Raw genomic sequence first — 22556 nt, 5'->3', positions numbered from 1 at the left:
AATGAAGAAACTAAATCCGGGTGAAATAATTCTGTCCGTATGAAAAAGAAAGACCGCCGGCTGGAAAATCCCGCCCGGCGCGGGGGCCGGCGTCATTTGCGGGAAGAATCCGGTCAGGCCGCTTCCGGCAGCTTGAACATCTCGCCTTATTGAAAAACACATAGTGTAATGGTAAGATTAAACGTAAAGTAATTCGGGCTTTGTATACGTATGATCCTGTCCTTTGATGAAAGGGCAGTTTTTAGTGGTAAATCACGACATTACTGAAACAGCAATCAGAAGGAGTTTGAATAATTTGACTATAACGTTTCAAGATTTCCAATTAAGTTCTGATCTCATGAAGTCAATCAACCGTATGGGATTTGAAGAAGCAACACCGATTCAGGCACAAACGATTCCGCTCGGACTTTTAAATAAAGATGTCATCGGACAAGCGCAAACAGGTACAGGTAAAACAGCTGCGTTCGGTATACCCCTTGTTGAAAAAATGAACCCCGAGTCTCCTAATATTCAAGCAATTGTAATCGCGCCAACCCGTGAATTAGCCATTCAAGTATCTGAAGAGTTATATAAAATCGGACAAGATAAGCGCGCGAAAGTGCTGCCTATTTACGGCGGCCAGGATATCGGGCGTCAGATCCGCGCATTGAAGAAAAACCCGCATATCATCGTAGGTACGCCGGGGCGTCTTCTTGACCATATCAACCGCCGCACGATCCGTCTTAACAACGTGAATACGGTTGTCATGGATGAGGCCGATGAAATGCTGAACATGGGATTCATTGATGATATCGAATCAATTCTCTCAAACGTGCCGAGCGAGCATCAGACGCTTCTATTCTCAGCAACAATGCCTGCTCCGATCAAACGGATCGCAGAGCGTTTCATGACTGAGCCTGAGCATGTAAAAGTAAAAGCGAAAGAAATGACTGTTTCTAACATTCAGCAGTTCTACTTGGAAGTGCAAGAGCGTAAAAAGTTCGATACGCTGACTCGTCTTCTTGACATTCAGTCTCCGGAACTTGCGATCGTATTCGGACGTACAAAACGCCGTGTCGATGAGCTGGCTGAAGCCTTGAACCTGCGCGGATATGCAGCTGAAGGAATTCACGGCGACTTAACGCAGGCGAAACGTATGGTTGCGCTTCGTAAATTTAAAGAAGGTGCAATCGAAGTTCTTGTAGCGACTGATGTTGCCGCCCGCGGACTTGATATCTCAGGCGTAACACACGTGTACAACTTTGACGTGCCTCAAGATCCTGAAAGCTACGTTCACCGTATCGGAAGAACGGGCCGTGCAGGAAAAACGGGTATGGCGATGACGTTTATCACACCGCGTGAGAAAAGCATGCTTCGCGCGATTGAACAAACGACAAAACGCAAAATGGACCGCATGAAAGAGCCGACGCTTGACGAAGCATTAGAAGGACAGCAGCAGGTGACGGTTGACCGTCTGCGCACGGCGATCAGCGAAAACAACCTGAACTTCTACATGACGGCAGCTGCGGAATTGTTAGAAGATCATGATGCAGTGACAGTTGTGGCTGCAGCCATCAAAATGGCGACAAAAGAGCCGGACAGCACGCCTGTACGCCTCACTGATGAAGCGCCGATGGTCAGCAAACGCTATAAAAACCAGCGTACTTCTAAGCGCAGAGACGGCCAAGGCGGCGGCTACCGCGGCGGCAAAGGGAAAAACACCAACCGTTCTTCCTACGATAAAAAACGTTCAACTGACCGCCGTTCTTCAGGTGACAGACGCCAGAAAAAATCATACTAAAACACAGGAAGCGGACCCTTTTACAGGGTCCGCTTTTTTTCGATATGCCGGAAAGTGAATCTTTTTTGCAAATCAGCCGTATTTGTATGTATGATAAAAAATGGGAGGTAGGTATGTTGAGAGCACAGCCAAAAAATCGAATCAGTCCAAGCGGCTTAAAAGTCTGGCGTCTTCAGGAAATCATCCTGTCCGCCGTTTGTCTTCTGGCCGTTATAGCAGCAGCTGTTTTAAGCCATTTTTTCCATTGGCCGTATTGGATCACCGGAGTCCTCGGCATCATTTGGATCATCGGCTCAGTAATATCCATCTATGCCATACCGAAAATCAGGCACAGGATCTGGCGCTATGAAGTCCATGAAAATGAAATAGATATTCAATCCGGCATTTTTATTGTCAAACGGGTCATTGTGCCGATGGTGAGGGTGCAGCACGTAGATACTTCACAAGGCCCGCTTCTCAGAAGATACCGCCTGGCCTCAGTCAAAATCTCCACGGCGGCGACCGTTCATTCCATTCCGGCGCTTGATATGGAGGAAGCTGACCGGCTGAGGGATTCCATTTCCCGTCTGGCAAGGGTGACGGAAGATGATGTCTGAGCCGAAACGTCTGCACCCGGCGGCCGTGATTTTGAACTTATTCCATATTATTATCGAAACCATTAAAAACATTATTCTGCCATTTTTTCTTGTCTATATTGTTAATTCCAACCATTTCATCCGCTTTTACGGAGGCATTGCGCTCGCCGTTTTGCTTATCTGGCTGATTGCAGCAAGCGTGATCGAATGGAGAAAGTTTACATATCGCATTGAAGACGGGGAATTCAGAATAGAAGAAGGCTTATTTTTTACAAAAAAAAGATACATCTCCATTGACCGGATTCAATCAATGAATACGAGTGCAGGCGTCATTCAGCAGCTTTTTAAGCTGGTTAAGCTGCAAATCGAAACGGCCGGCGACGGAAAAAATGCCGAGGCCGTCTTATCCGCCATTACCGTGGAAGAGGCGGAACGGATCAGAGCGGCGGTTTTTCAGCAAAAAGCCGAGCTGGAAGAACACCGAGAGACAGCGGCGGAGCAGGAGCCGATGCCTAGGGGTGATGTGCAATCCGTCTACCGGCTGTCTTTAGGCGAGCTGCTTATGGCGGCTTCAACATCCGGGGGAATCGGTGTCATCATCTCAGCGGTATTCGCCCTCTTTTCTCAGATTGATGAAGTATTTCCGATGGACTGGCTCTATGACAGGTTCTCTTTTCTCAAGCATGCGAGCATCGGCATTTACGCCGTGATCATTTTCATAGGATTGTTCATCGCCTGGCTGTTAAGCATCGCCGGTATGATGATCAAGCATGCCAACTTCAAAATAGAGAAAAAGGAACATGAATTGGTCATTACACGCGGAATTATTGAAAAGCATCAAGTGACGATCCCGCTCCGTAAAATTCAGGCCATTAAAATTAAAGAAAATGTCATCAGACAGCTATTCGGATACGCGACGGTTGCGATTGTCAGTGCAGGCAGGGCGGGGAATGAGAAAGAAGGCGCTCAAACGATTCTGTTTCCGATCATCCGCAGATCCAAGCTCGGTGTGATGCTGAACGATTTCACACCGGATTACGTGCTGGAAGAAAACCGGAATCATTTGCCGAAAAGGGCGCTGCGCCGGTATTTATTCCGATCCATAATCTTCTCGGTTTTCGTGATCATCCCGCTTTGTATTCTGTTTAAACCGTGGGGATATGCATCGCTGCTTGTGCTTCCTGCCGAACTGGTGCTTGGATATGCCTCGTTTAGGACAGCGTCATGGTGCATAAACGGCGGCAGGCTTCAGATCACCACGAGGCTGATCGGGAAGACGACCACGATTATGCTGAGAAGAAGAATGCAGATGCTGGAAGTCAGCCGGTCTATTCTGCAAAAAAGAAGACGGCTCGCATCCGTGGCTACCGCAGTGAAATCAGCTCACCACATGGAGCATGTCATGCTGAAGGATGTCAGTGAGGAAGATGCCGAACGCATCGGGCGCTGGTATTCATATGAAAAAGCGGACGGTTAATACCGCCGCTTTTTTTGCTGCACGCATAAAAAAGAAAGCAAAAATCCGCCTGCCAGTCCGAACAAATGCGCCATAATGTTAATATTAGAATTGATAAAGGTCGACAGTACCGCGATGACAAGCAGCGTCATAATCATTTTTGACTGGTCCCGGCCGATCAGCTCTTTCCGAAAGACAGTCAGAAACACATACACGCCGAAAAGTCCGAAGATCGCCCCTGATGCGCCGACATGCACATAATCAAGCGGTTCGACAAGATACGTGCCGATATTGCCGATGATGCCTGACGCGATGTACACAATCAGAAAACGGACTTTTCCGAGCATCTGCTCAAGCGGGGGCGCGAATAAAAACAGAGACATGGAGTTAAACAGGAGATGGGTGAAATTCGCGTGTAAAAACATCGGTGTCACCAGCCGCCACCATTCTCCCTCGAAAACACCGTAATTATAGCCGGTCACTGCATCTGACCACATCATGACGGAATGAAGCGGCAGGCTGAAAAACAGCCATAAAAACGCCTGAAGCGCCAGAATACAGCTGACGGCGGGATAACGTCTGATAAAAGTCTGGAAATTTTCCGTTCGTATAAACATCGCAAGCCCCTTTGCACTTGATTTGTTACATATATAGTAACACGTTTATGACACAAACCGTTTTTTAGTACGGACTTTTAGGAGGAATTCACATGATTTTCGGAATCGGAATCGACATCGTTGAACTGCACAGAATTGAAAATATGCTCAGCCGGCAGATGAGATTTCCGCAAAGAATATTGACGGACGGTGAATACGTCCGCTTTACACAGCTGTCGGACAAAAGGAAAATTGAATTTCTTGCGGGAAGATTCGCGGCAAAAGAAGCCTTTTCGAAAGCGTACGGCACGGGTATCGGCAAAGAGCTCAGCTTTCAGGATATTGAAACCGGAAAGGACCCGGCCGGAAAGCCAGTGCTTACCTGCGCCAAGCTTGACGGCGCGGCAATACACGTCTCCATTACCCATACAAAAGAATACGCCGCGGCGCAGGTCGTGATTGAAAGGTTGTCACGCTAGTCTGCATATTAGCCGAAACCCCTTCATATATTTGATAGTGCATTAAGGGAGACAAGTTGTTTGAGGCTTTTATGGTACGCGTCCGGCCGTTCAGGGCGTACCGTTAAAGTCAAACAAGCGATTTCTTCCCTTTACATCAATTGAGAAGAAGGGGTTGGAAAAAGGTGAGAAAAAGCTTTGTTTTGCTTTTAACGGGACTGCTTGCCGTCCTTATTCTTTCGGCCTGCGGCCAAAAATCACAGGAAGATATCGTGACCGGTTTAGATAAGAAGGCGAAAGAATACACCTCGTACAAAGCAAAAGCCAAAATGACCATTGAAACGGGGAGTGATCCGCAAGTATACAATGTGGAAATCTGGCATAAAAAACCTTCCCTGTACCGGGTCTATCTGGAAAATCCGAAAAAAGACCAAAATCAAGTCATTTTACGGAACGCCAACGGAGTCTTTGTCCTCACGCCGTCTTTAAATAAGAGCTTCCGCTTCCAAAGCGACTGGCCGAATAACAGCAGCCAAGTATATTTGTTTGAGTCACTTGTAAAAGACGTGCAAAATGACAAAGACGCCGTCTATTCCGCCAAAGATAAAAAGTACACGTTTGAAACAAAAACAAACTATCAGCATAACAAAATGCTGCCGACGCAAGAAATCACTTTCAACAAAAAGGACATGAGCCCGTCGCTCGTCAAAGTCATGGATACAGACCGGAAAGTGATGGTAAAAGTCGAATTCAAAAGCTTTGAATTCAACAAACCGTTTGACAAAGACTCTTTTGACGAGAAGAAAAACATGACGCTTTCCCAGATGGACGTCGCCACAAGCGCTAAGCCGTCTGATTCATTTGCCGTCAAAACACCGCTTCAAGTGCCGGCCGGCGTCAAAAAGCTTGAAGAGAAAGATATTTCAACCGCGGACGGGAAACGGGTCGTCATGACATACGGCGGGGAAAAATCATTCACGCTCATTCAAGAAAAAGCCCAAATCGCAAAAGCAGCCTCTGCCGTCACGCTGAAAGGCGAACCGGTTAATCTCGGCTTCACGGTCGCAGCACTATCCGATACGTCTTTAACGTGGACATATGACGGAGTGGATTACCTCCTGTCATCGAAGGATCTTACGAAAGACGAAATGGTGGCCGCCGCCAAAAGCATGCAGGGACAGTCTTCAAAATAACGTCAAAAAGAGGCCGCCGCTGCCGGCCTCTTTTTTTGATTCCATTTCACTTTGCAGCATAATTTTAGTATGATAATAACAATATGGTTTGAAAATAATGCTAGGAAGTGTATCGAGTGAACACAGCATCCTTTTACAGAGAAACGTGGGCGGAAATCAACCTGTCTGCGATTAAAGAAAATGTCACACATATGAAAAAACACATCGGCGAAAACGTCCATCTCATGGCGGTTGTAAAGGCGAATGCTTACGGCCACGGAGATTTGGAAGTCGGGAAAGCCGCGCTTGAAGCGGGTGCCTCGTGTCTTGCCGTAGCGATACTGGATGAGGCGATCTCCTTGAGAAAACGGGGCATTACAGCGCCGATTCTCGTCCTTGGCGCCGTGCCCCCTGAATATGTACAAGCCGCTGCCGAATATGACGTCACACTGACGGGATATTCTGTTGAATGGCTTCAGGAAGCTGCGCGCCACCTCGGAAGTGAAACAGTGCCGTTTCACCTGAAAGTCGATACCGGCATGAACAGACTCGGAGTCAAAACGGAGGAAGAAATCCAAAGCGTGTTAAAAATCCTCGGCCAAAATCCCGGTTTAGTCTGTAAAGGCGTATTCACCCATTTTGCAACCGCGGATGAAAAAAACAGAGATTATTTCCTCTTCCAATTTGAACGCTTTAAAAAATTGATCGCTCCGCTTCCTTTAAAAGAATTGATGGTCCACTGCGCGAACAGCGCTGCCGGACTTCGTCTTAAAAAAGGCTTTTTTAACGCGGTTCGTTTCGGCATCAGTATGTACGGGCTCCGTCCTTCCGCTGACATCCAAAACGAAATTCCGTTTCAATTAAAGCCGGCTTTTGCATTGCACTCTGTTTTATCCCATGTGAAAAAAATCCGCAAAGGGGAAAGCGTCAGCTACGGTGCAACATATACGGCAGAGAAGGATCAATGGATCGGAACCGTTCCCATCGGCTATGCAGACGGATGGCTCCGCAAGCTGAGCGGTACGGCTGTGCTGATCGGCGGCAGACGGATGAACATTGCCGGAAGGATCTGCATGGATCAATTGATGGTCGAATTAGACCAATCTTATCCGCCGGGCACCAAAGTCACCCTGATCGGCAGCCAGAAAGAAGAAACGATCACGATGGACGAAATCGCCGGGCGGCTTGAGACGATTAATTACGAGGTCCCTTGTACCATTAGTTCCCGCGTTCCCCGTATGTTTTTGGAAAATGAGAGTATAATGGAAGTAAGAAATCCTTTACTGCAAGAAAATACAAGCAAGTAGCCGTCATCCGGAAAAAGAGAATTTATAAAACAGCTTTGCTTGACGTTTGAATAATGGTATCATTATGTCTGGATGGATGAATTGGTCGTATCCGTAAGTTTGGTGGAGGTGTATGTTTTTTGTCTGAATCCAGCGCAAGAACCGAAATGAAAATCAGCTTGCCTGAAAACTTAGTAGCTGAATTGGATGGTGTAGCGATGCGGGAGAAACGAAGCAGAAACGAACTGATATCACAAGCAGTGAGAGCGTATGTCAGCGAACGGACAACTCGCCACAACCGTGATTTGATGAGACGCGGGTATATGGAAATGGCGAAAATCAACTTGAACATTTCTTCTGAGGCTCACTATGCTGAGTGCGAAGCAGAAACGACCGTTGAGCGCTTAGTCAGCGGAGGATAATCATTTTGATTGTAAAGCGCGGCGATGTTTATTTTGCTGATTTATCTCCTGTTGTTGGCTCAGAGCAAGGCGGCGTACGCCCGGTTTTAGTGATCCAGAATGATATCGGAAATCGCTTTAGCCCGACTGCTATTGTTGCAGCCATAACAGCCCAAATACAGAAAGCGAAATTACCAACCCACGTCGAAATTGATGCAAAACGCTACGGTTTTGAAAGAGATTCCGTTATTTTGCTGGAGCAAATTCGGACGATTGACAAGCAAAGATTAACGGATAAAATAACTCATCTGGATGATGAAATGATGGATAAGGTTGATGAAGCCCTGCAAATCAGTTTGGCACTCATTGATTTTTAGTCATATTTTTCTGGTTGCTCATAAAGAGCAACTTTTTTTGTTTTCGAAAAACATAAGCGCTATAATAAAGAGATAATCAAACAAAATTTGTTGTTTTGTGTCGGGAGGTCAGTGAAACCCATGTCGAATCAGAAAGTGTATCAGTTCATTATTGATCAGCATGATGAACTGCTTGATACTTGGACAGCCAAACTAAAAGAAGTAGGCAATCAGGAAGACTATCAGCTTACGAATCACATATGTGAAAATATTTGTAAAGATTATATAGACATTCTTTTATTATCGACTAAAAATGACGAGGCTACCGAAGAGCAGATCAGTGAACTCGCACTGCGCGCCGTTCAGCTCGGCCTGTCACTGAAACTTCTTTCAGCCACCCTGTCAGAGTTTTGGAAACTGCTTTACGAAACGATGGTCGACCTTAATATGGCCGATCAGGACAGAGCGGATTTGATTTTGGAAATAGACAGCTTTTTCAATCCGATAAACACGGAAATCTTAAATCAGTATTCTATCTCCTGGGAAAAAACGGTTACTTTGCAAAAAATCGCGCTTCAGGAACTGTCGGCTCCGCTGATCCCGGTATTTGAGCATGTAACGGTCATGCCGCTTGTCGGGACGATTGATACGGAGCGTGCAAAGCACATTATGGAAAATCTGTTAAACGGCGTGGTGAAGCACCGTTCACAGGTTGTATTGATTGATATTACGGGCGTGCCGGTCGTTGATACGATGGTGGCGCACCATATTATCCAGGCATCGGAAGCGGTGCGGCTTGTCGGCGCGAAATGCCTGCTCGTCGGAATCCGTCCGGAAATCGCGCAGACGATCGTTAATCTGGGAATTGATTTGTCACAGGTTATTACGAAGAATACCCTTCAAAAAGGAATTCAAACAGCGCTTGAAATGACAAATCGAAAAATCGTTTCATTGGGGGAATAACATTGTGAGACATCCAAAAATCCCGATCTTGAAACTGTATAACTGCTTATTGGTATCCATTCAATGGGAACTTGACGATCAGACTGCTTTGCATTTTCAGGAAGACCTGCTGAACAAAATCTATGAAACCGGCGCGAACGGGGTCGTCATCGACCTGACATCCGTTGATATGATCGATTCATTTATCGCGAAAGTGCTCGGCGATGTCATTACCATGTCAAAATTAATGGGCGCAAAAGTCGTGTTGACGGGAATTCAGCCGGCTGTGGCGGTCACATTGATTGAACTCGGAATCTCACTTGAGGAAATCGAAACAGCGCTCGACTTAGAGCAAGGGCTTGAGACATTGAAGCGGGAATTGGGGGAATAGCGATGAACGACCAATCCTGTGTGAAAATCATGACAGAATGGGATATCGTAGCCGCCAGACAGCTTGGCCGCAACGTTGCGAAGGAATTAGGCTTCGGCACGGTGGACCAGGCCAGAATCACTACGGCTATCTCAGAATTGGCCAGAAATATCTACTTATATGCCGGCAAGGGCCAGGTCAGCATAGAACAAGTAAACGACAGAGGTAAAAAAGGCCTTAAAATCATAGCAGAAGACAAAGGACCCGGAATCCCCGACATCCGTAAAGTGATGGAAGACGGCTTTTCAACGTCTGGCGGACTGGGAGCGGGGCTTCCGGGCGTCAAAAGGCTGATGGATGAATTCAGCCTGCAATCTGTTGCAGAGGAAGGAACAGAGATTCAAGCCGTGAAATGGCTTCGGTAGGAGGTTAGAACGTGGATTTCAGGGAGGTTATAGAGCAGCGGTACCATCAGCTGCTTAGCCGATATATAGCCGAATTAACAGAAACATCTTTATATCAAGCCCAAAAATTCAGCCGAAAAACGATTGAACATCAGGTTCCTCCGGAGGAAATTATCAGCATCCACCGAAAAGTAATAAAGGAACTGTATCCGGATCTGCCGGAAGATGTTTTTCATTCGCTGGATTTTTTAATAGAAGTCATGATTGGCTACGGGATGGCTTATCAGGAACATCAAAGTCTGAGAGATATCCAGCAGGAGCTTCGTTCAGAAATTGAAATTGCCGCAAATGTCCAGCAGACGCTGCTGGGCACAAAAATTCCTGAAGAAGAAGAGCTGGATATCGGGGCGATCAGCGTTCCCGCCAAGCAGATGAGCGGGGACTATTATCACTTTGTCAAAGACAAGGAATCGATTAACATCGCGATAGCCGATGTCATCGGAAAAGGAATCCCCGCCGCATTGTGCATGTCGATGATCAAGTATGCCATGGACTCTCTTCCAGAGATCGGCATTCACCCCTCCCAAGTGTTGAAAAACCTTAACCGCGTTGTAGAACAGAATGTGGACTCAAGCATGTTTATCACCATGTTTTACGCAAACTACAATACGAAAAATCACCAATTTACGTATGCTTCTGCGGGGCATGAACCGGGCTTCTACTACTCTGAAAAAGAAAAGAAGTTTTATGATCTGGAGGCAAAAGGATTGGTGCTGGGAATTTCTCAGGATTTTGATTACAGCCAATACGAACAGCACATGGACGAAGGAGACATGATCGTTCTTTTTTCTGACGGCGTCACCGAATGCCGTACCGAAAACGGTTTCTTGGAGCGCAGCGACATTCAGCGCATGCTGGAAGAACATATGGAATGCTCGGCGCAGGATATGGTCAAAAATATTTACGACAGCCTGCTGAGACTCCAGGACTTTCAGCTTCATGACGATTTTACGTTAATAGTTTTGAAAAGAAAGGTTTAACAAAACGGCAGCACGGGTAAAAAGCCATTAGCACGAGTAAGGATAACTTTCAGAGGTGATACGATGAATTTAACGGTAGATATGAAGGAGAATCTTTCAGATATACAAATCAATATCGCTGGAGAAATCGATGTATACTCAGCTCCGGTGGTTCGTGAAAAGCTGATGCCCTTGGCAAACGAGGGGAAAAACATGAGAATCTGCTTAAAAGATGTAAACTATATGGACAGTACGGGTTTAGGCGTTTTTGTAGGCGTGTTTAAAACGGTGAGCAAGGAAGGCGGTTCTTTGAAGCTTGAGAATCTTTCCGATCGGCTCGTCCGTCTGTTTGAAATTACGGGGCTTAAGGATATCATCGACATTTCGGCAAAGTCAGAAGGTGGCGTGCAATGAGTACATCAGTTGATTATATTGAGATGAAAATTCCGGCCGAACCGGAATACGTAGGGATCGTCAGGCTTACATTATCAGGTGTCGCCAGCAGAATGGGCTATACCTACGATGACATTGAAGATTTGAAAATCGCTGTCAGCGAAGCTTGTACAAACGCTGTCCAGCATGCATACAAAGATGAAAACAAGGGAGAAGTATCCGTGCGGTTCGGTGTGTTTGAGGATCGGCTGGAGGTCATTGTCGCCGATCAGGGAGACAGCTTTGATTTTGATCAGAAGCAGCAGGATCTCGGGCCGTACACGCCTTCGCACACAGTCGATCAATTGTCAGAAGGAGGACTCGGTCTATATTTAATGGAAACGCTCATGGATGAAGTCAAAGTTCAAAGCAACTCTGGCGTAACCGTGGCGATGACAAAGTATTTAAATGGGGAGCGAGTTGATCATGGCACAACCATCAAAAACTACGAAACTAACTAAAGATGAAGTTGATCGGCTCATACGCGACTTTCAAATACATGATAATAAAAAAGCCCAGGAGACACTCGTCGAGGTGTATACCAATCTCGTCGAAATGCTGGCAAAGAAATATTCAAAAGGAAAAAGCTTTCACGAGGATCTCCGCCAGGTCGGGATGATCGGGCTTCTCGGCGCCATTAAACGCTATGATCCGGAGGTCGGCAAATCCTTTGAAGCATTTGCGATTCCGACCATCATCGGCGAGATCAAACGCTTCCTCCGAGATAAAACATGGAGCGTACACGTCCCGAGACGGATTAAAGAACTCGGGCCGCGCATTAAAATGGCGGTGGATCAGCTGACGACAGAGACACAGCGGTCGCCGAAAGTCGAAGAAATCGCAGCCTTTCTCGATGTGTCAGAAGAGGAAGTGCTTGAAACGATGGAGATGGGAAAAAGCTATCAGGCGCTTTCTGTCGATCACAGCATCGAAGCGGATGCAGACGGAAGCACCGTCACGATCCTTGATATCGTCGGTTCGCACGAGGAAGGATACGAACGCGTCAACCAGCAGATGATGATCCAAAGCGTGCTTCATGTGCTGTCTGACCGCGAAAAACAAATTATCGATCTAACATTTGTGCAAAATAAAAGCCAAAAAGAAACAGGGGACATTCTCGGAATATCTCAAATGCACGTCTCGCGCCTACAGCGGAAAGCGGTGAAAAAACTGAGAGAGGCCTTGATTGGAGATCCCTCCATGGAGCTAATGTAATGATTCAGGTTGAAGAAAACGAACATGTTCAAACTCTTGTATACCAATTAAATAAAGAAGGCAAGTCCATATGCGGGGACAGCTTTTTCATAAAGGCGGATGAAGAGGAATTGGTTTGCGCGGTAGCCGACGGTCTCGGCAGCGGATCCCTTGCCAACGAATCCTCCTCAGCTATTAAAGACATCGTGGAAACATATGCGGATGAGGATGTGGAAAGCATCATTGAGCGCTGTAACCAAGCGATGAAAAACAAAAGAGGGGCGACTGCCTCCATCTTAAAAATCAATTTCACCAAAAGAGAACTGACATACTGTTCGATCGGGAATGTCCGTTTCTTTCTGCACTCCCCATCAGGCGAAGTCTTTCATCCGCTCCCGATTTCGGGTTACCTCTCAGGCAAACCGCAAAAATACAAAACGTATACGTCATCATACGAAAAAGGGGCGACATTCATCATCTACACGGATGGGCTGGAGGTTCCGCATATCCGCACCTGCTTAAAGCAGGGACACTCAATAGAAGATATATCAAAATCAATTCATCCGTACACAACATCCAGACGTGATGATTTGACCTATATTCTCGGGCAGCTTTTATCGTAAGGCTGCTTTTTTTATGTTCCGCCGTTTTTTGATACACTAGAGAAAGAATGAAGAGATGGAGGCTTTGGTGAGATGGAAACATTAGCCCTTTTGAAAAAACAAATTGCTGAAGAAACAGCGTTATCCCAAAAACATGTCGAAAGTGTCATCCGCCTGCTTGAAGACGGCAATACCGTTCCGTTTATTGCGCGGTACCGAAAAGAGCAGACCGGCTCAATGGATGAGGTGCAGATTCAGGCAATCTCCGAGCGGTGGCAGTACATACAAAACCTGACGCAGCGGAAAGAAGAAGTCATCAGATTGATCGCCGAACAGGACAAGCTGACGGACGGACTGAAGCAAAAAATCGAACAAGCGGCCAAGCTTCAGGAAGTCGAGGATTTATACCGTCCCTTCAAACAAAAACGGAAAACAAAAGCGACCGTCGCCAAAAGCAAAGGGCTTGAACCGCTTGCGGACTATATTCTTTCACTCCCGAAAGAAAACCGTCTACACGAAACGGCTGATCAATATATCAATGCAGAAAAGGAAGTCGCCACAAGGGAAGAAGCCATTGAAGGCGCGAAGCACATCATAGCCGAACAAATCTCGGATGATCCTCATTTCAGAAAGTGGATCCGCCAGGAAACGTATAAAAAAGGAATTCTCACATCCGCGGCAGGCAAGTCAGCCGCAGACGATGAGAAAAACGTCTATGAAATGTACTATGAGTACGAAGAGCCGATCCAAAAGGTCGTTCCTCACAGAGTGCTCGCGATGAACCGCGGTGAAAAAGAAGGCATTTTAAAGATTGCGATCGAACCGCCCGCCGATCAGATAAAAGCTTATTTAGAAAAGCAAATCATCAAACACCGTGAAACGCCTGTGAAAGAAACGCTGAAAGAAGCCATTGAGGACAGTTACAAACGCCTGATCCAGCCGGCTATTGAGCGTGACATCCGCAAAGAGCTGTCAGAAAAAGCAGACGCGCAGGCGATCCATATTTTCGCTGAAAACCTGCGTAAGCTCCTGCTGCAGCCGCCGATGAAGGGAAAAGTCGTGCTCGGCGTCGATCCGGCTTTCCGTACGGGATGCAAACTGGCAGTCGTTGACGAGACGGGAAAAGTGCTGAAAATCGACGTCATTTATCCGCACGCTCCCGTCAAAAAGACAGCGGAAGCCCGGAAAAAAATCAAAGAATTGCTGGACCGGTACGAAGTCGAGGTTGTGGCGATCGGGAACGGCACGGCATCACGGGAGACAGAGCAATTCGTCGTTGATGTGTTAAAAGAAACAGAGCGGGACATTTATTACGTCATCGTCAATGAGGCCGGAGCAAGCGTGTATTCCGCGTCAGAAATCGCCCGTGAGGAATTTCCGGATTTTCAAGTCGAAGAGCGCAGCGCCGTCTCCATCGCGCGAAGATTGCAGGACCCGCTGGCCGAGCTTGTAAAAATTGATCCTAAATCCGTCGGTGTCGGGCAATACCAGCATGATGTCAGCCAAAAGCAATTAAACGAATCTCTCCGTTTTGTCGTAGAAACCGTCGTCAACCAAGTCGGGGTAAATGTCAACACAGCATCCGCCGCGCTGCTTCAATATGTAGCCGGATTATCCAAAACCGTCGCCGGCAATATCGTCAAAAAAAGGGAAGAACTCGGCAAATTTACAAATCGTAAAGAGCTGAAAGAAATCCCGCGCCTCGGCGCAAAAACATATGAACAATGCATCGGCTTCTTGAGAGTGCCCGGAGGCCAGGAGCCGCTTGACCGCACCGGGATACACCCGGAAAGCTATAAAGAGACAAAGGCGCTGCTCAAAAAACTGCAGCTCACTGCAGATCAGATCGGAAGCGCGGACGTAAAAGAGAAAATCAGCGCACTGCCGCTGTCTGAGACGGCTGAGGAGCTCGGTATAGGGGAAATTACACTTGCAGATATTTGCGGACAGCTGACAAGGCCGGAACGCGATCCCCGTGACGAAGTGCCGAAGCCTTTGCTGAAAAAAGACGTTCTGCAGCTTGAGGATTTAAAGGAAGGAATGGAATTGCAGGGCACCGTCCGCAACGTTGTGGATTTCGGCGCTTTCGTCGATATCGGCGTCAAGCAAGACGGGCTTGTGCACATCTCAAAACTGAGCAATCAGTTCGTCAAACATCCTCTCGACATCGTATCGGTCGGAGACATTGTCACCGTATGGGTCGAAGGGGTGGACGTGCAAAAGGGCAGAGTGTCGCTGTCTATGGTAAAATAAAAGCACTGCTTACGAGCAGTGTTTTTTTCTGTAGAAATACCAGCACTGGTTCAGCAGTTTGATTTGATAATTGTCCTTTTCTAAAAACGCTTTTTGCATTTGTTTCATCAGCCAATTCGGCATGGCTCATTCCTCCTCAGCTTTTAGTTAGAGGGCGGTTTTAACATATTGTATGCGAACGGTAAATTGTCCCGTTCGATGTTTTTAAGCGGGGTGCACATATGGATAACGAACAACTTCAAAAGCTGACGGAAGACATCTCTGCACAGGATTTCGGGAAGCCGTTCCGTCACCGGGCCTTTTTCAATGACCGGCTGAAAACGACAGGCGGCCGGTACATGCTGTCTTCCCATAACATCGAATTAAACCGCAAATATCTGCTCGAACACGGCCGGAGCGAGCTTATAGGCATCATCAAACACGAGCTTTGCCATTATCACCTTCACCTTGAAGGAAAAGGGTACAAGCACAGAGACAAAGACTTCAGAGACCTGCTTCAGAAAGTCGGAGCGCCGAGATTCTGCACGCCGCTCCAAACAAAAAAGACACAAAAGAAAACATATATGTATAGATGCACGGCCTGCGGCCAACAGTATATAAAGAAGCGGGCAATGAATCCGGAAAGATATGCCTGCGGAAAGTGCAGGGGAAAAATCAAAAGAATTTTTTAAAAAGACTTGACTCATTTTAATGTTCTATGTTAAATTATAAAAGTCGTTGAGAGACAACGACACTTTCTTAAAAAAATAAATGTTGCTTATTGACACAATATGTCGCATCATTTATAATGAAGAAAGTCTGATTATTCCACAGTAGCTCAGTGGTAGAGCTATCGGCTGTTAACCGATCGGTCGCAGGTTCGAATCCTGCCTGTGGAGCCATATGGAGAAGTACTCAAGTGGCTGAAGAGGCGCCCCTGCTAAGGGTGTAGGTCGCGTAAGCGGCGCGAGGGTTCAAATCCCTCCTTCTCCGCCAGATAAGTTCTCAACCAGACGGCCCGTTGGTCAAGCGGTTAAGACACCGCCCTTTCACGGCGGTAACACGGGTTCGAATCCCGTACGGGTCACCATTTACCTTCGTTGGGCTATAGCCAAGCGGTAAGGCAACGGACTTTGACTCCGTCATGCGTTGGTTCGAATCCAGCTAGCCCAGCCATTTTATTTTAAAATTTTGAATCACTTTTAGAGCGAGCCATTAGCTCAGTTGGTAGAGCATCTGACTTTTAATCAGAGGGTCGAAGGTTCGAGTCCTTCATGGCTCACCACTTGTCACGCGGGTGTGGCGGAATTGGCAGACGCGCTAGACTTAGGATCTAGTGTCTTACGACGTGGGGGTTCGAGTCCCTTCACCCGCACTTTATTTTCAAAGTGCTGATCACTAGCTTACATGCTTAGTGGAAAAACAGCTTCATAACACGCGGTCGTGGCGGAATGGCAGACGCGCTAGGTTGAGGGCCTAGTGGGTGAATAACCCGTGGAGGTTCAAGTCCTCTCGGCCGCATCTCAATGATACCAAGGGTTTAACCGCCTTTGGTATCATTTTTTTATGCTGAAAATACGGCCTTGAAAAAGGACTTGCTCACCAAAACTCACCAGTTACTTAAAGTAATTCGTCCAAACGGTCGGCAGTTTCCTTCTGCTTATTAGGAAAAAGATGTCCATAGGTGTTCATTGTAAAGGCAACTGAACCATGTCCCAGTCGTTCTTTTATCACTAGATAATCTTCGCCTTGGTTGATAAGCAAAGCGACGTGTGAGTGTCTCAAATCATGAAAACGAATAGGTTCAATATTTCCTCTTTTACATATCTGTTTTATCTTTCTGCTGAAAATATCCTTTGTAGGCGGTCTATCTTTGTACTGAAACATATAGGATTCCTCTGTTTGTTTAATTCCTAATCCATCAAAAATTTCTTTTTGTTTTTGCTTCCACTGATCTAGCAGTGCTATAAGTTTTGAATTGATACTTATTCTGCGAATTGAGTTTTTGGTTTTTGGTGGAGTAATAATGTATTCTTGGTTGATGTACGTTATTGCTTTGTATACATTGATTTCTCTTCTAAAATTGTCTAAGTCTTTCCATTTGAGAGCTAAAATCTCACCTAAACGCATTCCTGTTAAATAATCAGTAGTATAAAACACTTTGAATGAGTAGACTTTATGTCTGCGTTTTAACGGTGTGGCGACCAAATATCTGAACAATTACCTTGCGTGGGCGTGATTTCAAGTATTAGAAAGCATCCATCATCAGAGAAATGAAGTTACGGTGAACGATATGATAATAAAAGAGAATTTAATTCCAAATATAGAAACGTATAATACACTTAGATTATCAAAGTTTACTGTTTAAGGTTATTTCTTTTATCAACTAACGGGCAGTTTAGTGAAAGAATTATCTTCATATTTACTTCAATTCACAAAACGTAAGTTCTTATTGTATTATGAAATTAAGGGGGAATGACAAATGAATAAAACTGAGTTAGTATACTTTTCGGAAGAATATAGTGATATTTTGGATTCTTTTGAACTTCCTAAAGTGCAAGTTCAATTTACTTCGTTACCGGGCAATTATAAAGAAGTAACAGAAGGACAGTATCGGATTGTTATACTTAATGATAGAGAACCAGTTGGGTTTTTTTTATTACACGCAACTGACGAAGTGAAGGACTATTCGGATAATCCGCATGCTATGTTGCTAACAGCATTATCAATTAATCAAGTCAAACAAGGAAAAGGCTACGCTAAGCAAGCTTTGTTATTACTAAGGAAATTCGTTGCTGATGAATTCCCCGACTGTAATGAAATTGTTTTAGCTGTTAATCATAAAAATATAGCTGCTCAAAAACTGTATCTAAAAGTTGGGTTTCAAGATACAGGAATTAGAAAAATGGGCATAATCGGTGAGCAGTACATTATGAGTTTAAAGTTATAAAAATACATAACAATACAGGTATCAAATATGCTGTTGTAGAAAGGGGATAATGGGAGATATGGTATGGGGAACCAAATATGTTAAGGGTCATTTTACGGGTGAGAATAAGAGGATTAAGTTATATGGGAATAGCATGACATTTAAAGGAGCAAACTTGCGTTTTCTTCCTAATTATCCTGGTGTCTATGCTGATATTGGCGGATTGGATTGGTAAGGATTTGGAGCAGACATAGAAGTCTGCTCTTTTTTTATGTTTAAAATCTGTCAAGAAATGTTCGATCTGCCATAATACGATTAATCTAAATATTACAACAATTTAGTGAAGATGGGGGAGCTTTCTTGCAGCAGGGTTTTTTAAAGAGAAGCAAAATTCCATATGATTTGGTGACAAAAAAACTAAATGCTTGGTACATGGCGATAAAGAGTGATTTGGTTGATGAAGCAGAAAGAATTAAAGTGGAAGCTGAAGCTGAACTAGCTGATATAGTTGAAAATCACGATGCTCTATTATATTATCAGCTGCTAGAATTCAGACATGAAATCATGTTGAGCTATATGAAATCAAAGAATATGGATAGCTTAGAAACTGCATATGAGACGCTAAGGGAAATTGAATCCCAAGGCCAATTAACCGGCATGTTGGAGTATTATTTCTATTTCTTTATGGGAATGTATGAATTTAGAAGAAAAGAGCTTACTACAGCAATAAGTGCTTATCGAATCGCGGAGAAAAAGTTATTTGAGGTGGAAGACGAAATTGAAAGGGCGGAGTTCTTTTTCAAAGTCTCCCATGTGTATTACTACATGAAGCAGACTTATTTCTCTTTAAATTATGCCAATCGGGCGCTTAAAATTTTCAAACAGTACGATGCGTATGCAGTTCAAACCATAAGATGTCAAAATATAATTGCGGGTAATTTAATTGACTCTTTGGATTATGAAAGAGCATTAGATGTGTTTAGAGACACATTGCGTATAGCTGAATCGATTGGTGCAGATTACTTGATTGGCATGTCTAAAATGAATATTGGTATTTGTTATGATTACATAGGTGAATATGATAAAGCCACTGAATATTTACAAACTTCATTAGAGTTTTTTGAAAAGACTGAACATATATTTGTGACAAAAACATTGTTCAATATAGTAAACGTTAAAACAAAACAGAAAGCTCTGGTTGAAGCCTTACCTTATTTAAAAAAGGGGCAATCTGTCGCAAAGAAATACGGGGATTTAGAATATGATGCAAAGTTCAAGATTATAGAAGGACTTTATTTTAGTGATGATGAATATTCTTTAATTGAAGAAGCCTTTTCGCATCTGAATGAAAAAAGAATGTTCGGAGACATTGAAAATTTTGCAATCAGAGTAGCGGATTATTTTTATGAAGAAGGGGATTTATCACGTTCCAATGAATATTATCGACTGAGTATTGAAGCAAGACGAAAAATAAAAAAAGGGGAGATTATTAATGAAGATCAGCCGGACTTTGTTTACAGTCATTTTATTGGGTAGCATAGGAGGAGTGGTTTTAACAAATGATGTCCCTGTTATCAAAGCTCCTTTTCATGTTGCTGATGACAGAGTAGGTGCTTAACAGGTGATTATAATAGATCGATATTTTCATTTTATGGACATGGAAATTTTAGTGGATATCGAGCTAATAGATGAAGCTGTGCAACACTCATATTAATTAGCGTGGTATTGAGGCGTATTTTTGCCTTCACTCATTTACATGGGCATAAGCAAATCAATTGAGATAAAAATCGCATAAGATAAAGTTGTTGTTAAGCGAACATAGAAAAAGAGCATATATTAAAAATTTGCTCTTTTTCATTTCTAACTTAATTTTTAAGATTCCAATCATCATAAGCGTGACTTAATGTACTAGAAAGTATGTTTTCAATTCTATCGAACCATATAATTAAATCATCAATTGAAAAAGATTTATCATATTCATCAAGGACTTCTTTGACAAAATGAAATAAGGGATTTTTTTCGCCTAAGAACTTAAGACATTCAATGTAGGTGCGTTGCCTTATTGTTAACGCATTTGAATGTAGTTCATTTAAGTCGGTTTCATTTTTTAGTTGTTTATTATTTAAATACTCTAAAATATCTCTAAGCTTACCATTCTTATAATAAAAATGGTAATCAGAAGGAACTTTAGGTAAATGGATAGGTTCTTGTGGACCATAATAATAAACGGGATAATCACATTGTTGTTCTTTTTGAATAACTTTAGCTATATCAATAATTGTAGTTGCATCTCTTAGATCCCTAACTAAGTTTAAAGGCGCTCGACACCATAGCCAATCAGCTTTAGGGATTGAAAGTTTACTAAACTGAATTTCCATATTTCTATCCCAGTCTCTATAGTATGAATCGTGATAATGTGTACTGTGTTGCCACTCTCCATTGTAATTGAAATAATGTACAGTTATTGCCCAAGAGTCATGTGTTTGATATGTTATGTCTTTCAATAATAAAAATCCCCTTGGGAGTAACCAAATTATTCTCTCGCTATTACTTTTATCAAAGACAATATCATAATCATCATTTCTCTCGCTACTACTTTTGAAGTCTGGCTTACTTCCTCTTTTTGGGGGAGTTAGCCTTGGCTCATCCCAAATAAGATGTATTAAATCTTCATACTGTTTTTCAAAATCTCCTTTGTCTAAAATCGGTAAAACCAATCTTGACTTTATAAAATCAGGTAAGAGCAACTGGTTATCGACTGATGATTCCATTGCAATAGGAATGAATTTATCTTGTTTAGTGTCTTCATAAATCTCGGGTGTAAGTATGATGGTTTCTGATCCTACTCCTCCAACTCTATTGTTTGCTTTTTCACAGTAAGTTTTATCGCAAATTACTATTACCTTGTCAGCTTGTCTTATACTCTCTTCCATAAATTTATATCTATCATGTCCAATTTTTAAGTGCCATCTGTCTAAAATGACTTCAACTCCAGCTTCAGCTACTAATCTTTTAGCTAATTCAAGTACCCACTGTTTATGAGCATCAGAAGACCAACTGTAAGATATAAAAACTTTTGGTACCTTGACATCTTCCTCCATATAATCCTCCTAATAGGAATTTTTTATCTAAATGTTATCACATTTATTCTCTTCGCGGTGCCAAAGAACTGTTTTTTTTTTCGAGCGTTAAATGCAAATTTCAAAAACAAATTTTTGAAAAACATTTAAAATAAAGGAATAAAGTGATAAAATTTCCTTGTGAAGGGGGCTTAATATGATTGATTATACAAGCGCTACGCTCAACAAATTGATTGTTCACAAAGTTGGTAATAAGTTGAAACAAGAAGGATATTTTGCATCAAAATCTTCTCCGAACTTAAGCGAAAGAGAAGGCATAAATGCAAATGAAACATTAATGAATTATTTCTTATCTTCTTTTACTTATGATCGAGCCTTTAGATTTGACCATACAACAGATTTAGACCTTAATGAAGTTTATGCGTATTGTAAAGTTATTTTTGAAGATTTACAGAAATTTAATGAACAATCTATTAACATATTAAAGCATTTATATAACAAATCTAATCATCCAAATGTAAAGGGTGGAGAGTTATACATCGGTTACCTAACATCATGTTTTATTACGGGAAAAGAAGTAGATGCAATAGGTATATTTAAATCCGAAAATAAAGATACTTTTTTACAGGTTAATACTGAATCTGATAATGTTACTCTGAATTTTGATAAAGGCATTAATGCAAAAAAATTAGATAAAGGTGCCATAATTCTTAATATTGACAAAGAAAATGGATACAAGATTTACACTATAGACACTTCAAGTAAGAAAGCCGATGAGGCAAAATATTGGACAGAGAATTTTTTAAGTGTCACAGATTATGTTGATAACCGTTATCATACTCAGAAGTATTTAAATATTTGTAAAAATTATTCTGACTCATATGTTAAAGAGAAAACAGTTCCACAGAAGTTAAAAAAAGTTGAATTTTTAAGTAAAACATTAGAGTACTTTGAGGAGAATAGTGAATTTGATTTGAACACATTTACTTCAAATGTTTTTAAGGGAGATAAACAAGAGGTTAAAACATTTGAGGATTTTATTGAAAAGGAAACCTTACCTAGAGAGTTTTTAATAGAATCAACGCCGATAAAAAAGGAAAGAAAAAAGTTAAATGAGATAATAAAACTTGACAACAGAATTGAAATTAAAATTAAGATTAACCCTAATGAACATCAAGAAAATAACTTAATTGAAAAGGGCTTTGATGATGAAAAACGAATGTCTTATTATAAAGTTTACTTTAATCAAGAATTATAAGAGCGAGGTTATAT

Annotated in this window: 24 protein-coding genes, 7 tRNA genes and 2 pseudogenes; 29 read left to right on the top strand and 4 right to left on the bottom strand. The window is 43.1% G+C overall.

What is annotated here, in order from left to right:
• Nucleotides 1–295: 295 nt before the first annotated feature.
• From cshA to Y79_RS0107895, 3 genes are all read left to right on the top strand, one after another.
• Entirely contained in the window at nt 296–1780 is a 1485-nt protein-coding gene (gene cshA, locus Y79_RS0107905; protein ID WP_016937177.1) for a degradosome RNA helicase CshA, read from the top strand.
• Between the two features lie 116 nt (nt 1781–1896).
• On the top strand, nt 1897–2376 hold the full coding sequence (locus Y79_RS0107900) for a PH domain-containing protein (protein WP_029575265.1): 480 nt from the start codon (nt 1897–1899) through the stop codon (nt 2374–2376).
• Nucleotides 2366–3832 (top strand): PH domain-containing protein, encoded by a 1467-nt coding sequence (locus Y79_RS0107895; protein ID WP_016937175.1) that lies wholly within the window; start codon nt 2366–2368, stop codon nt 3830–3832. The genes Y79_RS0107900 and Y79_RS0107895 overlap by 11 nt, the downstream gene beginning before the upstream one ends.
• Here Y79_RS0107895 and Y79_RS0107890 read toward each other — a convergent pair.
• Nucleotides 3829–4428 (bottom strand): rhomboid family intramembrane serine protease, encoded by a 600-nt coding sequence (locus tag Y79_RS0107890; RefSeq protein ID WP_016937174.1) that lies wholly within the window; start codon nt 4426–4428, stop codon nt 3829–3831. The genes Y79_RS0107895 and Y79_RS0107890 overlap by 4 nt on opposite strands.
• 92 nt (nt 4429–4520) lie before the next feature.
• On the opposite strand from Y79_RS0107890, the gene acpS reads away from it, so the two are divergent.
• From acpS to Y79_RS0107820, 14 genes are all read left to right on the top strand, one after another.
• Nucleotides 4521–4886: a holo-ACP synthase gene (acpS, locus tag Y79_RS0107885; RefSeq protein WP_016937173.1), complete on the top strand. Its 366-nt coding sequence runs from the start codon at nt 4521–4523 to the stop codon at nt 4884–4886.
• A gap of 164 nt (nt 4887–5050) precedes the next feature.
• On the top strand, nt 5051–6058 hold the full coding sequence (locus Y79_RS0107880; protein WP_016937172.1) for a LolA family protein: 1008 nt from the start codon (nt 5051–5053) through the stop codon (nt 6056–6058).
• A gap of 116 nt (nt 6059–6174) precedes the next feature.
• The gene (gene alr, locus Y79_RS0107875) at nt 6175–7344 is read left to right on the top strand and encodes an alanine racemase (protein ID WP_016937171.1); all 1170 of its coding nucleotides are present in this window, start codon (nt 6175–6177) and stop codon (nt 7342–7344) included.
• 119 nt (nt 7345–7463) lie between these two features.
• Nucleotides 7464–7745 carry a type II toxin-antitoxin system antitoxin EndoAI gene (endB, locus tag Y79_RS0107870; RefSeq protein ID WP_003156188.1) on the top strand — a complete coding sequence of 94 codons (282 nt, stop codon included), beginning with the start codon at nt 7464–7466 and terminating at the stop codon, nt 7743–7745.
• A gap of 5 nt (nt 7746–7750) precedes the next feature.
• Nucleotides 7751–8101 carry a type II toxin-antitoxin system endoribonuclease NdoA gene (gene ndoA / locus Y79_RS0107865; RefSeq protein ID WP_003156187.1) on the top strand — a complete coding sequence of 117 codons (351 nt, stop codon included), beginning with the start codon at nt 7751–7753 and terminating at the stop codon, nt 8099–8101.
• 120 nt (nt 8102–8221) lie between these two features.
• Nucleotides 8222–9043 carry an STAS domain-containing protein gene (locus Y79_RS0107860; protein WP_003156182.1) on the top strand — a complete coding sequence of 274 codons (822 nt, stop codon included), beginning with the start codon at nt 8222–8224 and terminating at the stop codon, nt 9041–9043.
• A gap of 4 nt (nt 9044–9047) precedes the next feature.
• A complete protein-coding gene (rsbS, locus tag Y79_RS0107855) occupies nt 9048–9413 on the top strand; it encodes an RsbT antagonist protein RsbS (RefSeq protein ID WP_003156180.1) in 366 nt (121 codons plus the stop codon).
• 2 nt (nt 9414–9415) lie between these two features.
• On the top strand, nt 9416–9817 hold the full coding sequence (locus Y79_RS0107850; protein WP_003156178.1) for an anti-sigma regulatory factor: 402 nt from the start codon (nt 9416–9418) through the stop codon (nt 9815–9817).
• 11 nt (nt 9818–9828) lie between these two features.
• Nucleotides 9829–10836, top strand: a complete 1008-nt coding sequence (locus Y79_RS0107845; protein ID WP_016937170.1) for a PP2C family protein-serine/threonine phosphatase — start codon at nt 9829–9831, stop codon at nt 10834–10836.
• Nucleotides 10837–10899: 63 nt separating this feature from the next.
• On the top strand, nt 10900–11229 hold the full coding sequence (locus Y79_RS0107840; RefSeq protein ID WP_016937169.1) for an anti-sigma factor antagonist: 330 nt from the start codon (nt 10900–10902) through the stop codon (nt 11227–11229).
• Nucleotides 11226–11708, top strand: coding sequence for an anti-sigma B factor RsbW (rsbW, locus tag Y79_RS0107835; RefSeq protein ID WP_003156173.1), 483 nt, complete (start codon nt 11226–11228; stop codon nt 11706–11708). Before Y79_RS0107840 ends, rsbW begins: the two co-directional genes overlap by 4 nt.
• On the top strand, nt 11674–12462 hold the full coding sequence (sigB, locus tag Y79_RS0107830; RefSeq protein WP_016937168.1) for an RNA polymerase sigma factor SigB: 789 nt from the start codon (nt 11674–11676) through the stop codon (nt 12460–12462). The genes rsbW and sigB overlap by 35 nt, the downstream gene beginning before the upstream one ends.
• Entirely contained in the window at nt 12462–13064 is a 603-nt protein-coding gene (gene rsbX / locus Y79_RS0107825; RefSeq protein WP_016937167.1) for a phosphoserine phosphatase RsbX, read from the top strand. Before sigB ends, rsbX begins: the two co-directional genes overlap by 1 nt.
• A gap of 72 nt (nt 13065–13136) precedes the next feature.
• Nucleotides 13137–15296 carry a Tex family protein gene (locus Y79_RS0107820; protein ID WP_016937166.1) on the top strand — a complete coding sequence of 720 codons (2160 nt, stop codon included), beginning with the start codon at nt 13137–13139 and terminating at the stop codon, nt 15294–15296.
• A 9-nt stretch (nt 15297–15305) separates the two neighbouring features.
• Here the strand turns inward: Y79_RS0107820 and cmpA are convergent, their stop codons facing one another.
• Nucleotides 15306–15419 (bottom strand): cortex morphogenetic protein CmpA, encoded by a 114-nt coding sequence (gene cmpA, locus Y79_RS1000000121220; RefSeq protein ID WP_003156164.1) that lies wholly within the window; start codon nt 15417–15419, stop codon nt 15306–15308.
• 98 nt (nt 15420–15517) lie between these two features.
• Here cmpA and Y79_RS0107810 point away from each other — a divergent pair, with 98 nt between their 5' ends.
• From Y79_RS0107810 to Y79_RS0107775, 8 genes are all read left to right on the top strand, one after another.
• On the top strand, nt 15518–15967 hold the full coding sequence (locus tag Y79_RS0107810; protein ID WP_016937165.1) for a SprT family protein: 450 nt from the start codon (nt 15518–15520) through the stop codon (nt 15965–15967).
• 135 nt (nt 15968–16102) lie between these two features.
• Nucleotides 16103–16177, top strand: a tRNA-Asn gene (locus Y79_RS0107805).
• Between the two features lie 3 nt (nt 16178–16180).
• Nucleotides 16181–16271, top strand: a tRNA-Ser gene (locus tag Y79_RS0107800).
• A 19-nt stretch (nt 16272–16290) separates the two neighbouring features.
• Nucleotides 16291–16365, top strand: a tRNA-Glu gene (locus Y79_RS0107795).
• An 11-nt stretch (nt 16366–16376) separates the two neighbouring features.
• Nucleotides 16377–16451 (top strand) — tRNA-Gln (locus Y79_RS0107790).
• Between the two features lie 33 nt (nt 16452–16484).
• Nucleotides 16485–16560: transfer RNA gene (locus Y79_RS0107785), tRNA-Lys, on the top strand.
• Between the two features lie 8 nt (nt 16561–16568).
• Nucleotides 16569–16650: transfer RNA gene (locus Y79_RS0107780), tRNA-Leu, on the top strand.
• A gap of 62 nt (nt 16651–16712) precedes the next feature.
• Nucleotides 16713–16796: transfer RNA gene (locus Y79_RS0107775), tRNA-Leu, on the top strand.
• A gap of 99 nt (nt 16797–16895) precedes the next feature.
• On the opposite strand, the pseudogene Y79_RS01000000120090 reads toward Y79_RS0107775, so the two are convergent.
• Nucleotides 16896–17441 (bottom strand): annotated as a pseudogene (locus Y79_RS01000000120090) (site-specific integrase); the annotation flags it as partial.
• A gap of 19 nt (nt 17442–17460) precedes the next feature.
• Between Y79_RS01000000120090 and Y79_RS1000000120755 the strand changes: the two are divergent.
• The 3 genes and pseudogenes from Y79_RS1000000120755 to Y79_RS0107755 all read left to right on the top strand — a co-directional run.
• Nucleotides 17461–17643: pseudogene (locus Y79_RS1000000120755) on the top strand (IS1595 family transposase); the annotation flags it as partial.
• A gap of 114 nt (nt 17644–17757) precedes the next feature.
• Nucleotides 17758–18225, top strand: coding sequence for a GNAT family N-acetyltransferase (locus Y79_RS0107765; RefSeq protein ID WP_016937163.1), 468 nt, complete (start codon nt 17758–17760; stop codon nt 18223–18225).
• Between the two features lie 339 nt (nt 18226–18564).
• The gene (locus Y79_RS0107755) at nt 18565–19740 is read left to right on the top strand and encodes a Rap family tetratricopeptide repeat protein (protein ID WP_016937161.1); all 1176 of its coding nucleotides are present in this window, start codon (nt 18565–18567) and stop codon (nt 19738–19740) included.
• Between the two features lie 329 nt (nt 19741–20069).
• Here the strand turns inward: Y79_RS0107755 and Y79_RS0107750 are convergent, their stop codons facing one another.
• Nucleotides 20070–21305, bottom strand: a complete 1236-nt coding sequence (locus tag Y79_RS0107750) for a toll/interleukin-1 receptor domain-containing protein (RefSeq protein ID WP_016937160.1) — start codon at nt 21303–21305, stop codon at nt 20070–20072.
• Nucleotides 21306–21480: 175 nt separating this feature from the next.
• Between Y79_RS0107750 and Y79_RS0107745 the strand changes: the two genes are divergently transcribed.
• Nucleotides 21481–22542 (top strand): nucleoid-associated protein, encoded by a 1062-nt coding sequence (locus Y79_RS0107745; protein WP_016937159.1) that lies wholly within the window; start codon nt 21481–21483, stop codon nt 22540–22542.
• Nucleotides 22543–22556 lie beyond the last annotated feature (14 nt).

Source organism: Bacillus siamensis KCTC 13613, assembly GCF_000262045.1.
GTDB lineage: Bacteria > Bacillota > Bacilli > Bacillales > Bacillaceae > Bacillus > Bacillus siamensis.
Note: the sequence above shows the minus strand (reverse complement) of the source record. Positions and strands in the feature narration are given on the sequence as shown.